This is a genomic window from Staphylococcus sp. FSL W8-0305, from assembly GCF_037966415.1.
Classification (GTDB): domain Bacteria; phylum Bacillota; class Bacilli; order Staphylococcales; family Staphylococcaceae; genus Staphylococcus; species Staphylococcus aureus.
On the sequence record NZ_CP150198.1, the window covers coordinates 2,450,020 to 2,464,648 of the forward strand.

Below are 14,629 nucleotides of genomic sequence, written 5' to 3' on the forward strand. Positions count from 1 at the left end.
TATCATTAGCGAAAGTAATTAACAAGAGTACATTGTTGTGAAATCATCGTTTAATAGTTAAAGACGATCATCGTAGGGTAGACAACATATCATTGACTTAAGGAAGGGGAATGACCGATGGGATTAAAAGATCAAGCTGTTGCCTGGAGAAGGTATTTTCATCAATTTCCAGAACTATCCGATAAAGAATTTAAGACTACACAAAAAATTAAAGATATTTTAACAGAATATAATATTAGAATATTAGACTTACCACTTGCGACTGGACTTGTTGCTGAAGTGGGGCAAGGTCTGAGTTGTATAGCTGTTCGGGCTGACATTGATGCTTTACCAATTCAAGAGCTTGTTGAACAGGATTTTAAATCTGAAAATGAAGGTGTGATGCATGCGTGTGGTCATGATATTCACATGGCTAGTATTTTGGCTACAGCTGTAAAGTTAAAAGAAATTGAGGGCACTCTTACTGGGCGTGTTAAATTCATTTTTCAACCAGCAGAAGAACTAGGACATGGCGCTTTTAAAATTATTGAAACACATGCATTACAAGATGTACAAGCAGTATTGGGTTTTCATAATGACCCATCGCGTCCGGTAGGTACATTTGCAATCAAAACAGGGGCAATTACATCAGCAGTAGATCGTTTTGAGTTTCATATTAAAGGCGTGGGTGGTCATGCTGCAAAGCCAGAACAATGCAACGATCCAGTTATTGTGTTGGCGCAATTGATTAATAGTATTCAATCCATAGTTAGTAGAAATCTATCTGCGTTTGATGAAGCGGTAGTAACAATTGGACAAATATCATGTGGTAATACTTGGAATGTCATTGCTGATCATGCGTATGTACAAGGCACAGTGCGTAGTTTTGATCCTGTGGTGCGAAAGCTTGTAGAAACACGATTACAAGATATTGCGGACGGGTTAGCTCAAGCATATAATATGAAAATTAATTTAAATTATACACATTTACCTGGCGCTGTGATGAATGATGAGGCGTTGACGCATAAAGCAATAGCAGTAGCCCAACATGTTGGATATAAGGTGGAAATGATGGAACAGCCGCTTACGATTGGAGAAGATTTTTCAGGTTATAGTCAACATTTTCCAAGTGTATTTGCGTTAATTGGTTCTCATAGTGAATATGATTTACATCACCCTCAATATAAACCGGATGAAAGGATTCTAGAAAAAGTACCTGAGTATTTTGTTGAATTTGTAAAGAGACTATTGCATGAGTAATTCGAGCTTGTTTTTATAAAGAAGAAAGTAATTTTTAGTGTAATCATGATTAAGTTCCTAGGAAGATTGGGTAAATAATAACCATTAAGCGAATAAGGAGATGTTTAAAAATGGCAGCTCAAGATCCTAGAACAAAATTTAAAACCACGGATTATGAAAAACAAGAGCAAGAGGTACCGGGTTTACAATCTGAAATGACGCCAGCACCTGATTGTGGCGAAACGTCTTACCAAGGTAATCAACGCTTACAAGGCTATAAAATGTTAGTTACAGGTGGTGACTCAGCAATAGGGCGTGCAGCAGCAATTGCGTATGCTAAAGAAGGTGCAGATGTAGCGATTAACTATCTTCCGAGTGAAGAACAAGATGCACAAGAAGTACGCCAAGTGATTGAAGAAAGTGGTCAAAAGGCAGTGTTAATTCCTGGTGATATAAGAGATGAGCAGTTCAACTATGACCTTGTTGAACAAGCATATCAACAATTAGGTGGCTTAGATAATGTTACTTTAGTTGCTGGACATCAACAGTATCATGATGATATTCATGGATTTACAACTGAGGCATTTACTGAAACATTTGAAACGAATGTCTATCCGCTATTTTGGACAGTTCAAAAAGCTTTGGAATATTTAAAACCGGGTGCGTCAATTACGACGACATCGTCTGTACAAGGTTATAATCCTAGTCCTATTCTTCATGATTATGCCGCTTCAAAAGCAGCAATTATTTCATTAACTAAAAGTTTTTCAGAAGAATTAGGACCAAAAGGAATTAGAGTGAACTGTGTAGCGCCTGGTCCATTCTGGTCACCATTACAAATTTCTGGTGGACAACCTCAAAGTAAAATCCCAACATTTGGTCAAAAAACACCTTTAGGTCGTGCAGGTCAACCTGTTGAGTTATGTGGAACTTATGTGCTATTAGCGTCAGAAGAATCAAGTTATACAACTGGACAAGTGTTCGGTGTTAGCGGTGGAGTGCAAATAGATTAGGTTTGTATGAAGCTTTTAATTGAACAACATAATATTAATTTAGCTACTTCAATCAAGTAAATTAAAATGAATTGGTGAAGTGTATTTTAAATAGTCGGTAAAGGTGTGTATCTTTATCGGCTTATTTTAATACTTTGTCATAAGGAGCGTTTGCTCAGGGTGTGGATTATAAGTTTTAAGCAGAATAAACTTTCTTAATGAGGATGTCAGGACAACAACGAAAAAGTTAAAAACTATTGCGGGATTGGGTTTAGTGGCGGTTAGTGGAAGAAAGTTAAATTTATTACCAAGTGTAATGCCTAAGGTTAGATATTAGACGTCAGAACGGACAAAGAATAATAGGATATGTTTTCAATTAAATAGCGAAGTATTTATATGTTAAGATGATGTAAATTACATAGAAACGCTGACCGTAGAAGTACTGATCATAGAAATGCTGATAAACGTAAATTTGCAAACTCGATATTAAACAAAGGGGTTGTTATTATGGCATTAATAGTATCTAGAGCTATTTTATTTTTGATTTTAGCATTAGCTTTAGGAATAGCGACTGTTTTTCCTGAACAAAAGTTGCCAGTTTATATATTATTCACACTGTTTGTTGTGGTTGCGATTGTTTCGAATGTATGGCTTACACATCAAAACGTTAAAAAACATATCATTAAGTTTGACAAACATGTTGCTTACTTTTTGGGTGTGCTCTCAGGGTTACTTTACATTGGATTTGTAATTTATACATTAACTATAGGGAGCTATGATGTTTTACCAATTATTATATTTGCAATAAGTATCGTATTGGTTCAAATATTAGAAAATATACTGGGAATCAGTATAAGAAATACGCGTCCATCAAACAAACAGTTGAAAGTTATTTCTGAACAAAGTGCACAGCAATTTAAAGTCATATCATTAATATTAGTAAGTGTGTCTATCGTGTTCATTTTTATTGCATTAATGCTTAAATGGTGGCTTATACTTGCGATTAGCATTATTGTTTTGATTATTATTACAGTAGCAATGATTGTTTATGAAAAATATTATACGACTCCTAATTAATTTATGATTGACGTACTAAGGATTATCTTGTAACGTAAACGTAAATAAGCATCACTTATCTAGAGAGGTGGAGGGACTGGCCCTATGAAGCCTCGGCAACATCTCGAATGTGCCAATTCCAGTAACCGTAATGGTTTGAAGATAAGCAGGTAAAGTACATGAAAACCTCTTTCTTCATCGTTTGTGAGAAAGAGGTATTTTTAATTGGAAAGCAGGTAAAAAGGATGGAAGTACATAAAAAGAGCAATGCTTGGGCATTATTCCCCTTGTTATTATTTGTGGCGTTGTTTTTAGGCGTAGGTATTATCACGGGTGATTTTACTTCAATGCCATTAAATGTTGCAATTACGATAACGGTAATTGTGGCGTTATTAATGAATCGAAAAGAATCATTTGCTAAAAAAGTTGAGGTTTTCACGAAAGGTGCAGGCCATTCAAACATTATTTTAATGATGTTGATTTTTATTTTAGCAGGTGCATTTTCAAATACAGCTGAAAAAATGGGTGGCGTAAAGTCGACAGTTAATTTAGGACTATCATTAATCCCAGAAAATTTAATTATTGTAGGATTGTTTGTGATTTGTATGTTTGTTTCTATATCTATGGGAACGTCAGTAGGGACTGTTGCTGCAATAGCACCTGTTGGTTACGGATTTGCACAAGCGACAGATGTACCAACTGCGCTAGCAATGGCTACAGTTGTTGGAGGTGCAATGTTCGGCGATAATCTATCAATGATTTCAGATACAACAATTGCTGCGGTTAGAACACAACATACGAAAATGAAAGATAAATTCAGAGTAAACTTTAAAATTGTATTGCCAGGTGCTATTTTAACGATTATTATTCTTTATTTCTTAACGAATGGCATTTCTTTAAATCATGCTAAAAACTATGATTATAATTTAATTAAAGTTGTACCGTATATTTTAGTATTGGTATTAGCATTATTAGGTGTAAATGTCATTATCGTATTGATTGGCGGAACATTATTAGCCGGAATCATTGGTCTCATAGATGGTTCATTCAGTTGGATGGGGCTACTAGATGCAGTGTCCAAAGGTATTATAAGCATGGAAGATATTGCTATGATTGCATTGCTAATTGGTGGTTTAGTCGGTATTATTCAACACAATGGTGGTATTGAATGGTTGTTGCAATTTGTTCGCTCTAAAGTGAAATCAAAGCGTGGCGCAGAATTAGGAATTGCGAGTTTGGTAAGTGTCGCAGATATTGCCACGGCAAACAACACCATCTCTATTATTATGTCAGGTCCTTTAGCTAAAAATATTGCAGATGAATATGATGTAGATTCAAGGAAATCAGCAAGTATTCTTGATATATTTGGAGGCTGCTTCCAAGGTTTATTACCATATAGCCCGCAAGTCATTTCAGCGGCTGGTGTAGCTGGTATTTCACCGTTAATGTTATTCCCATATAGCATTTATCCTATATTATTAGGTGTATGCGGACTTGTTGCGATTTTATTTAATTTTCCAAAGCTAAAAAAGAACACTAGTCAAGAAATGAAATAGTAATGCTTAACAATATATCGATGTAGCCAAGTAAGGTGGCTTGTTATATTAACAGATCATGTTGTACTCACCGTATAACGCTAATCTTTTAAAAATGATGATCATCTATGTTTGGAACTGAGCAAAAATACGTTAAAATAAAAGTAAGAGCGAAAGTGGGTGGACAACAGTGGCAAAATTTAATGTAGAGAATGAACATGTCGAAGTTGAAATTGAAAAGCTTTATAAATTTTCTCCAGAGTTAGTATACGAAGCTTGGACAAAGAAAGATTTGTTAAAACAATGGTTTATGACATCAGCCAGAACGAATAAAGAGATTGAAGCGGATGTTAAAGAAGGCGGTAATTATCGTATTGTAGATCAACAACGTAATGGCAAAGTAAATGTGATTGAAGGTATTTATGAATCTTTAGTTATGGATGAATACGTTAAGATGACTATCGGTATGCCTGGACTAAGTGAAACACAAGATGTCATTGAGGTAGAATTTTTTGAACGTGAAACAGGTGGCACCCAAATGCTATTTTATTATCGTTCATTAGTTGAAAAGGAAAGACGATTTACTAATTTAGAATACAAGCAAAAGAAAAAAGAATATCATGATTCCATGGTGCATGGTTTCGAATTGATGTTTGATAAAATGTACCACGTTATCGAAACATCAACACAACAATAAAATGATAAAAGGAAGTTATGATAGGCTCAAGGCCATTAAATCATAACTTCCTTTTTTCTAATTTGAAATATCATTATGTAGTAAATACTCATTATATTTTCTTACAAGTGTTTCAAAGAATATATGATAACTGATGAAGCTAGAATAGTCTGTACCATCAGTTAAGTAGAATGTGTTACTGGATACATAGACGTTGTAATTTGCTTTTTGAGCAAGGGTATTATCTTTCATTGTAGTAACAGAAATAAAGTATTTTTGTCTAAGTTGAAGCAAGTTTGTTACTTCTAATAATTCATGTGTTTCACCTGATAATGAAATAATAAAGAATAAATCATTAGGTTCACTCTTGTTCAAAATCATTTTAAGTTCATGTTCATCATGAAGTACAATGACATGATTATGTAACGTTAATAATATACGCTGTGCCTCTGAAGCAACGTTTAACTGTGCACGCCCTGTACCATACAAATATATTGTTGAAGCTGTATGCATTTTTTCAGTAAGAAGCTGGTAATCAACGCGTTCTAAATAACTGAATGTACTATCGATTTCTTGCTTGAAACTATCGATAGAGTTAGATGGTAATTGGTGTGTCTTATTACTTTCAAATTTAAGGTACGATTTAAAATCACTATAACCATCAAAACCTAATTTACGTGTGAATCGATGAATGGTTGCATTCGAGGCATGTGTGAATTGCGCTAAATCTTGTATCTTCATATTTTTACATTCATCAACGTGTGTGTTGATGAAGTGGGCGATATGTAAATCATTATCATTTAGTTTGTCAAAGTTTCTATTAATGTGTTCGTCTAAAAACATATTCAACCTCCTTGGAAAATAAATTTGTGATATATGGTTTTTACATTAAAAGGTGAAATTTTAGAAATTAATTTTTTGATTGTATATAAGGTTATACATGGCTATAGTACTTACATATTTTAAAATCGAGCATATTCTCGACATGCTTGTGAAAAAATTTTCACTATATGAAAAGATAATCTGATTATACAAAATACTTTCAAAATACGTCAATGTCGTTGTAGGTGTGTAAGCGTTTACTATATATTATATTTAAATAGTAAGGCATCTATTTATAAATGAATCTAATTAGATGTATTGTTAGGAAAGATGATATGGAGGGAATAGAAGATGAATGCGATAAAGCGTTTCGGTAGTGCAATGATTGTACCAGTATTAATGTTCGCTTTCTTTGGGATAGTGCTTGGCTTTGCGACATTATTTAAAAATCCTACAATCATGGGGAGTTTAGCAGATCAACATACGTTTTGGTTTAAATTTTGGTCAGTAATAGAATCTGGTGGCTGGGTTATTTTTACGCATATGGAAGTTGTATTTGTTGTAGGTTTACCACTTTCTTTAGCTAAAAAAGCACCAGGTCATGCAGCACTTGCAGCATTGATGGGTTACTTAATGTTTAATACATTTATAAATGCCATTTTAACTCAATGGCCACATACGTTTGGCGCTAATTTAGAAAAAGGCGTTGAAAATGTACCTGGTTTAAAATCAATTGCAGGTATTGCCACATTGGATACGAATATTCTAGGTGGTATTATTATTTCAGCTATTATTACTTGGATTCACAATAGATACTATAGTAAACGATTACCAGAAATGGTTGGAGTATTCCAAGGTTTAACATTTGTAGTTACAATCTCATTTTTTGTGATGTTACCATTAGCAGCAATTACTTGTGTTATTTGGCCAACTGTTCAGCACGGTATTGGCTCAATGCAACACTTTATCATTGCTTCAGGCTATATCGGTGTATGGTTGTATCACTTCTTAGAACGTGTATTAATACCAACAGGATTACATCACTTTATTTATGCGCCAATTGAAGTTGGACCAGTAGTAGTCAATCACGGCTTGAAAGCTGAATGGTTACAACATTTAAATGAGTTTGCTAAGAGTAGTAAGCCATTAAAAGAGCAATTCCCTTATGGCTTTATGCTTCAAGGAAATGGGAAAGTATTTGGATGTTTAGGTATTGCCTTAGCAATGTATGCTACGACACCTAAAGAAAATCGTAAAAAGGTGGCGGCACTACTTATTCCTGCCACATTAACAGCAGTCGTTGTAGGTATTACTGAGCCATTAGAATTTACATTCTTATTCATCGCGCCATACTTATTTGTTTTACATGCAGTTTTAGCAGCATCAATGGATACTTTAATGTACGCATTTGGTGTTGTAGGTAACATGGGTGGTGGTTTGTTAGACTTTATTTCAACAAACTGGTTACCACTTGGGAAAGAACATTGGGGCACTTATGTAGCACAAGTTGTTATAGGCTTAATATTTGTAGCGATTTACTTCTTCTTATTCAGATTCTTAATTTTGAAATTTGATATTCCATTACCTGGACGTAAGAAAACAGAAGAAGAGGTTAAGTTATTCTCTAAACAAGACTATAAAAATAAAAAAGGTGATAACGTTGACCCTAAACGTGCTTCAACTGGTAATGAATACGAAGACAAAGCTGCGTATTACCTAGACGGTTTAGGCGGCAAAGAAAATATCAAAGATGTTACTAACTGTACAACAAGATTACGCTTAACTGTTTATGATGAAAGTAAAGTTGAGGATACGGAATATTTCACGCATCAACAAATGGCACACGGATTAGTAAAGAGTGGTAAGAGTATCCAAGTTGTAGTAGGTATGACAGTACCACAAGTTCGTGAAGCATTTGAACAAATGGTTGAGGATCAATCGTCCGAAGATAAATAATACAAAAAAAGACACATCACTATACGCAATCATTGTAAATGATCATCGTATAGATGTGTCTTTTATTATGATATACGAGCTTTGCTCATAGATGACGATCTATAATTGGCAGATAGAATGTCGATATTTCTAGTTGCAATCGTATGTAACAATTTAGCGAATATTTCTGGCGTACATATAATATGCGCATGAGACTTATTCAACGTATAAGTGATATCAGTGTGATTTTGGAACATATTCATAATATCGATGACTTTGTCTTTAATGAAAGCATCTTGCAAGCCATCAATATTGATATCGAAACGCTTTGCAGATTGATATAAATTATCAGAATCAAGTAATTCATTTATTTTCTTTGGTGAAAGTACTTGGAAAATACTATACTGATGAAAACTTAAAAATGAAATGAAGTATGGAAGTTGTTGCTTTGGTAAGCTAATTTCTAATACATACTGATTAAACTGTTTGTTTATTGAGAATTGCAACGCATCACAAAATTGTACACTTTTGCATAACTTACTTAATTTTTTTCTAGTAGTACGGTCATTTAAACCGGCGATGTTGATGATGTATGTTTCGAATTTATCAATTAACATGTGAGGACCTCCCGAGGAATACATGGCATTAAATACACGTTTAATATTTATAAAGGTGACTTAATTTTGTTCAAGTTGATTTTACCACGCTTTTTTTCTTTATTCACTAAGACTTTTGAATGAAGTTTAAAATAATTGTTTATCAGTGATAAAATATTTGCAATAAAAAGAGAATGGCTAAATAATCTCAATTTTCAGAAAAGTAATTGTAACCTTACTGGTCTTATGGTAATATTTTTCAATATTATCGACGAGGATGTGTTAACAATGTTTCAAAAATTGAGTATATTTGCCACGAAGAGTTTTTTGGTATGGATGTTAGTAGCAGCTGTTATTGGATTTATTTTCCCACAACATGTTGCGACATTAGGTAAGTGGGTACCTTATTTACTTGGTATTGTTATGTTAGGTATGGGATTAACAATTACACCTAATGATTTCAAAATGGTCTTTAAAGCACCTAGAGCAGTAATTATTGGTGTCTGCCTACAATTCAGTATTATGCCCACATTAGCATTTATAATTGCAAAGTCTTTTCATTTACCACCTGATATTGCTGTTGGCGTAATATTAGTTGGATGTTGTCCGGGTGGGACATCAAGTAATGTAATGAGTTATTTAGCCAAAGCTAACGTAGCGCTTTCTGTTTCTATTACGACGGTCTCTACGTTGCTAGCGCCATTCGTTACACCTGCGTTAATATATCTATTTGCAAATGAATGGTTGGAAGTATCTTTCCTGAGTATGTTGTGGTCAGTTGTTCAAGTTGTATTAATTCCAATTGCTTTAGGTATTGTTTTGTAAATTATTAATCGTAAAATTGCTGAAAAAGCTTCTACAGCTTTGCCGATTATATCAGTTGTTGCTATTTCATTAATTTTAGCAATAGTTGTAGGTGGCAGTAAGCACCAAATCTTAACTACAGGATTGTTAATATTTTTAGTAGTTATGTTACATAACGTATTAGGGTATACGATTGGATATTGGTTAGCTCGTCTTTTAAAATTAGATCGACAAGATCAAAAAGCAGTCAGTATTGAAGTTGGAATGCAGAACTCTGGTTTAGCTGTGTCATTAGCAGCATTGCATTTTAATCCAATTGCAGCAGTACCAGGCGCAGTGTTTAGTTTCATTCATAATATAACAGGGCCTATTTTAGCAAAGTATTGGTCAAAAAAGTTATAATTGCACTAATAGAATGAAGTGGTCATCGGACTGTGTTAAGCTTTGATAAAGAGAAAAAATAGAGGAGTAAATATATGTATAGAGCAGTTATATTTGATTTCGATGGAACAATAATAGATACGGAACAACATTTATTTAATGTTATTAATAAACATTTAGAGATGCATAATGCCGATCCTATAAGCATTGATTTTTATCGTTCTTCTATTGGAGGAGCAGCTACAGATTTGCATGACCATTTAATTAAAGCGATTGGTTCGGAAAATAAAGATAAACTTTATGAAGAACATCATCTTACTAGTACAACATTACCGATGATTGATACGATTAAATCATTGATGGCATTTTTAAAGCAACGTCACATTCCTATGGCGATTGCCACAAGTAGTGTGAAAGCGGAAATAATGCCTACCTTTAAAGCATTAGGTCTAGACGAGTATATAGAGGTAGTTGTTGGTAGAGAAGATGTTGAACAAGTTAAACCTGACCCTGAATTATATTTATCTGCAGTACAACAATTAAATTATATGCCTACACAATGTTTGGCTATTGAAGATTCTGTAAATGGTGCAACAGCCGCGATTGCAGCTGGATTAGATGTTATTGTTAATACGAATAAAATGACAAGCGCACAGGACTTTTCTAATGTAGATTATGTAGCAAAAGATATTGATTACGATCAAATTGTAGCGCGTTTCTTTACGAAATAGGAGGCGTATCATGATGGGTTACATTATATTGTTTTTTCTAGCTGGTCCAGTAATTTTAGGCGTTGGAAATTTGGTGATTGGTCCTATATTTAACAAACAGACACCATTTCGCGTGCAAGTAAGATCTTTTGTTGTTGGTTCAATGATTTACTTAATACTCGCAATAATTGGCTATTTTTTACTATTACAAGGTAAACTTTAACGAGAAAACCACCTTACCTCATTAAATGGACGACCATATGTATGTGAAATGGTAGAACGTTCATGTTTATGTATGAGATAGGGTGGTTTAAATAGTTACATATATTTTAATAATAACGTCACGATGATAAGTACAATTAAGATAATATCTATGCCTACCATAATTGTAGCTCTTGTTGCATTACTTCCTTGTTCTTTTGCTGATTTCATAGCACGGTAGTTTGGCACAAAGCTAATAATTAGTAAGATTAATACAATTACACCAATTAATGCTGTTGTCATGATGAACGACCTCCTTTATTTTTTTCAATCAATTCCCAAATAAACGTAGCAATCACACCGATGATTAACCCAGTGATGACACCGATTTGTACCGTTAAAAATATGGCGCCGAAAATGATACCAATAATTAATGCAATCGGTAAAGTCGTACCGAGTTTAATCTTGCGCTCTGGAGAATTAATAATAGAAAATACTGTAAGACAAATGAGTATGAAAGCAAGTGTTGCAATAATAGTTCTTCCAACTAAATATAGGATGTCAGGTTTTTCCATACCGATATAATTTATGATGAAAAATGCTACAGCAAAGATTACCGATATTTTTGTAGCACGTGGCAGTATTTGTTTTAACATTGATATACTCCTTTTTAATATTATTAAAATTATATCATAATTACCGAGAATAGCTGAAGTTGTATGTGACGCAACGGTTCATGGACAACTTTTTTAATTTTTTAGAAAAATCACAAAATAATTGTTTGCAAAGTTGCAAAAGCCTGCTATAGTAGTTCTGTAAACGATTGCATGGTATGCAAATATTAATGTACCAAAATCGATAATTTATAGTATAATTACGGCAATAAGTTTTTTTATGGATTTATTTAGTATCAATCAGAGATGGGGTAAGAAGTTATGGAGAACAATGAACTACAAAGGGGATTGAGTGCCCGTCAAATTCAAATGATTGCACTTGGTGGTACGATTGGCGTGGGGCTTTTCATGGGTGCCACAAGTACAATTAAATGGACAGGCCCATCAGTTATCCTTGCATATTTAATTGCGGGTATCTTTTTATTTTTAATCATGAGAGCAATGGGGGAAATGATTTATTTAAACCCTACAACAGGATCATTTGCAACATTTGCAAGTGATTATATACATCCTGCAGCAGGTTATATGACAGCATGGAGTAATATATTCCAATGGATTGTTGTTGGTATGAGTGAGGTCATCGCAGTAGGAGAATATATGAAGTTTTGGTTCCCGGAATTGCCAACTTGGATTCCTGGTGTTATTGCTATTTTATTATTAATGGCAGCGAATTTATTCTCGGTAAAAGCGTTTGGAGAATTTGAATTTTGGTTTGCTTTAATTAAAGTTGTAACAATTATTTTAATGATTATTGCTGGTTTTGGTCTTATTTTCTTTGGTTTTGGAAATGGTGGCCATGCGGTAGGTATTTCTAATTTATGGACAAATGGCGGATTTATGCCAAATGGTATTGTTGGCTTCTTCTTTGCATTATCAATTGTAATTGGTTCATACCAAGGTGTGGAACTGATAGGTATTACTGCAGGTGAAACTAAAGATCCTCAGAAAAATATCGTTAAAGCAGTGAATGGTGTAATCTGGAGAATTTTAATTTTCTATTTAGGTGCTATTTTTGTTATTGTTTCTGTGTATCCTTGGAATCAATTAGGAGACATTGGAAGTCCGTTTGTTGCAACATTTGCTAAAATCGGTATTACATTTGCAGCTGGATTAATTAACTTTGTTGTATTAACTGCAGCAATGTCAGGATGTAACTCAGGTATTTTCAGTGCGAGTCGTATGATTTATACACTTGCTCATAAAGGTGAAATGCCGAAAATATTTACTAAAATCATGAGAAATGGTGTGCCATTGTACACTGTTGTTGCAGTATCTCTTGGTATTTTAATTGGTGCTTTATTAAATGTAATTTTACCTTTATATATCGATGGAGCGAAGAGTATTTTCGTATACGTATATAGTGCGTCTGTTTTACCAGGTATGATTCCTTGGTTTATGATTTTATTCAGTCACTTACGTTTTAGAAAATTACACCCAGAAGAAGTGGAAGGTCACCCATTCAAAATGCCTGGTGGCGCAGTAAGTAACTACTTAACAATATTATTCTTAATATTAGTATTGGTCGGTATGGTATTTAATGTTGAAACTAGAATATCAGTGCTTATTGGTGTCATCTTCTTAACGATTGTAACGATTTATTATTTTATTAGATATAATAAAAATAATGTAAAAGCAAAATAGTATGATAATAATGTGCGCTTATTTTATGACAAACTTGGCCCTAGCTTATTAAAGTTAAATAGCCAAAGAAATGTTATGAGTAGGCGCATTTTTTATAAATATAGCTTAAAACAAAGATGTAGTATGAATTTACTTATAAGTGGCAATACTATCGTTAGTTTTTACTGTGGGCTTAAAAAAATAGCATTATTAAAATAACAAACGCAATTGATATATGGAATGAATCCGTTAATCAACTGCGTTTGTTTTTAATATAAGAAATAGAATGGCCTTATCAAATCATTGGTCATATGCGTATGTTATACAAGATAAAAGACATGTAAGCTTTGAAAATGATGCATAAATTATTATATGACATGATTAAAGAATTTATATAAGACTGTTAATGTTTAAAGTTAATATTTGATAAATGTTTACGATAGTTATCTAAAGCCATTTTAGATTGTGTTATGAAATCTAATGATGCGTGATAATTTAATGCAACATAACGATAATATAAAATATCAATAGTGAACATTTGAGCAAATAATGAAGTTGTTGCTCCCATATGCATCTCATTTTCATCAGTTTTCCCATATGTTAAAACAATATTTGATGCCTGTGCTACGGGATTATCCCTTGTACTAGTAATTGTGATTATAGGTATATGGTAGTCATCAATAACTTTAACCATTGATTGCATTTCACTTTGTGTACCATTGTTAGTAATAAGAATAACACTATCGTTCGAATTGTGAGTTGCTAATAATGTTGCAAAAATATGTGTTTCTTGAACAAGTTGAATATTAAGACCTATTCTTGATAACTTTTGGTATAAGTCGGTAGCAACTACAAAAGATGCGCCAAAACCATATATAAAAATCGTCTCAGAACGTTTTAAACAATGACATATTTGATCAATAGTTTTATCATTTAATTCGTTATTTGCATGATTAAGTGCGCGTGTAGTACGTGTATGGAGTTTAGTTCTTAAAGATTCTGTGCTTTCGTTATTCATTAATTCAACATTGTAAATTGATGATGCTTTAGGAACATATTTAGATATATTTATTTTCAAGTCGTGAAAACCGCCATCAGTAATTTTCTTGCTGAATCGAATGACTGATGATGTACTAATATCTAATAAGCTTGCTAAGTCTTGAGACCTCATTTTAATCACCTTTTGAGGTGAATTTAGTATAAATTTAGCTATCTTTTTTTCATTTTTAGTCATATATGGATATTGACTATCTATTTCTGTTAGTACGTTTGACATATTAATCACTCCACTTTAACGCAATATATTTTATTAGCGTTGGCTATTGTTGTTTAACGCGATGGTATTTACAACTTGTAACGTAAGAGAATGAAAAATAAGCTGAATATGTTGTTTGTTTAATGATATTGAA

The 14,629-nt window shown here is 33.3% G+C and carries 14 protein-coding genes, 1 pseudogene and 1 riboswitch; of the genes and pseudogenes, 10 read left to right on the forward strand and 5 right to left on the reverse strand.

All coding sequences use genetic code 11. The annotated features are described in order from the left end of the window. Positions 1-117 precede the first annotated feature (117 nt). The 5 genes from NST10_RS11840 to NST10_RS11860 all read left to right on the forward strand — a co-directional run bounded on the left by NST10_RS11840 (position 118) and on the right by NST10_RS11860 (position 5,498). Positions 118-1,239 (forward strand): M20 peptidase aminoacylase family protein, encoded by a 1,122-nt coding sequence (locus NST10_RS11840; RefSeq protein WP_000523140.1) that lies wholly within the window; start codon positions 118-120, stop codon positions 1,237-1,239. Positions 1,240-1,349: 110 nt separating this feature from the next. Continuing rightward, entirely contained in the window at positions 1,350-2,231 is an 882-nt protein-coding gene (locus NST10_RS11845) for an SDR family oxidoreductase (protein WP_000730056.1), read from the forward strand. A gap of 486 nt (positions 2,232-2,717) precedes the next feature. After that, the gene (locus tag NST10_RS11850) at positions 2,718-3,287 is read left to right on the forward strand and encodes a hypothetical protein (RefSeq protein WP_001185204.1); all 570 of its coding nucleotides are present in this window, start codon (positions 2,718-2,720) and stop codon (positions 3,285-3,287) included. Between the two features lie 52 nt (positions 3,288-3,339). Then, a riboswitch (SAM riboswitch) is annotated at positions 3,340-3,435 on the forward strand. 76 nt (positions 3,436-3,511) lie between these two features. After that, on the forward strand, positions 3,512-4,822 hold the full coding sequence (locus NST10_RS11855) for a Na+/H+ antiporter NhaC family protein (protein ID WP_000451830.1): 1,311 nt from the start codon (positions 3,512-3,514) through the stop codon (positions 4,820-4,822). Between the two features lie 169 nt (positions 4,823-4,991). Next, complete coding sequence (locus tag NST10_RS11860) at positions 4,992-5,498, forward strand: SRPBCC domain-containing protein (RefSeq protein ID WP_001051558.1); 507 nt, start codon at positions 4,992-4,994, stop codon at positions 5,496-5,498. A gap of 57 nt (positions 5,499-5,555) precedes the next feature. Here NST10_RS11860 and NST10_RS11865 read toward each other — a convergent pair whose 3' ends face one another. Next, on the reverse strand, positions 5,556-6,320 hold the full coding sequence (locus NST10_RS11865) for a MurR/RpiR family transcriptional regulator (RefSeq protein WP_000477997.1): 765 nt from the start codon (positions 6,318-6,320) through the stop codon (positions 5,556-5,558). 330 nt (positions 6,321-6,650) lie between these two features. Here NST10_RS11865 and NST10_RS11870 point away from each other — a divergent pair, with 330 nt between their 5' ends. Beyond that, positions 6,651-8,255 carry an alpha-glucoside-specific PTS transporter subunit IIBC gene (locus NST10_RS11870; RefSeq protein WP_000991495.1) on the forward strand — a complete coding sequence of 535 codons (1,605 nt, stop codon included), beginning with the start codon at positions 6,651-6,653 and terminating at the stop codon, positions 8,253-8,255. 65 nt (positions 8,256-8,320) lie between these two features. On the opposite strand, the gene NST10_RS11875 is transcribed toward NST10_RS11870, so the two are convergent. After that, positions 8,321-8,851, reverse strand: coding sequence for a hypothetical protein (locus NST10_RS11875; RefSeq protein WP_000904065.1), 531 nt, complete (start codon positions 8,849-8,851; stop codon positions 8,321-8,323). Between the two features lie 267 nt (positions 8,852-9,118). Between NST10_RS11875 and NST10_RS11880 the strand changes: the two are divergent. The 3 genes and pseudogenes from NST10_RS11880 (at position 9,119) to NST10_RS11890 (ending at position 10,948) form a co-directional block, all read left to right on the forward strand. Further along, positions 9,119-10,036, forward strand: a pseudogene (locus NST10_RS11880) (bile acid:sodium symporter family protein). 74 nt (positions 10,037-10,110) lie between these two features. Beyond that, the gene (locus tag NST10_RS11885; RefSeq protein WP_000285452.1) at positions 10,111-10,746 is read left to right on the forward strand and encodes an HAD family hydrolase; all 636 of its coding nucleotides are present in this window, start codon (positions 10,111-10,113) and stop codon (positions 10,744-10,746) included. 10 nt (positions 10,747-10,756) lie between these two features. Further along, positions 10,757-10,948 (forward strand): hypothetical protein, encoded by a 192-nt coding sequence (locus NST10_RS11890; RefSeq protein ID WP_000971979.1) that lies wholly within the window; start codon positions 10,757-10,759, stop codon positions 10,946-10,948. Positions 10,949-11,043: 95 nt separating this feature from the next. Here NST10_RS11890 and NST10_RS11895 read toward each other — a convergent pair whose 3' ends face one another. Together NST10_RS11895 and NST10_RS11900 are read right to left on the reverse strand one after the other, a co-directional pair. After that, complete coding sequence (locus NST10_RS11895) at positions 11,044-11,229, reverse strand: hypothetical protein (RefSeq protein WP_000205307.1); 186 nt, start codon at positions 11,227-11,229, stop codon at positions 11,044-11,046. After that, positions 11,226-11,582, reverse strand: a complete 357-nt coding sequence (locus NST10_RS11900) for a hypothetical protein (RefSeq protein ID WP_000917674.1) — start codon at positions 11,580-11,582, stop codon at positions 11,226-11,228. Before NST10_RS11900 ends, NST10_RS11895 begins: the two co-directional genes overlap by 4 nt. A 279-nt stretch (positions 11,583-11,861) precedes the next feature. On the opposite strand from NST10_RS11900, the gene NST10_RS11905 reads away from it, so the two are divergent. After that, positions 11,862-13,241 carry an amino acid permease gene (locus NST10_RS11905; protein WP_339209905.1) on the forward strand — a complete coding sequence of 460 codons (1,380 nt, stop codon included), beginning with the start codon at positions 11,862-11,864 and terminating at the stop codon, positions 13,239-13,241. Positions 13,242-13,623: 382 nt separating this feature from the next. Here NST10_RS11905 and NST10_RS11910 read toward each other — a convergent pair whose 3' ends face one another. Further along, positions 13,624-14,496: a MurR/RpiR family transcriptional regulator gene (locus tag NST10_RS11910; RefSeq protein WP_000073195.1), complete on the reverse strand. Its 873-nt coding sequence runs from the start codon at positions 14,494-14,496 to the stop codon at positions 13,624-13,626. Between the last annotated feature and the right edge of the window lie 133 nt (positions 14,497-14,629).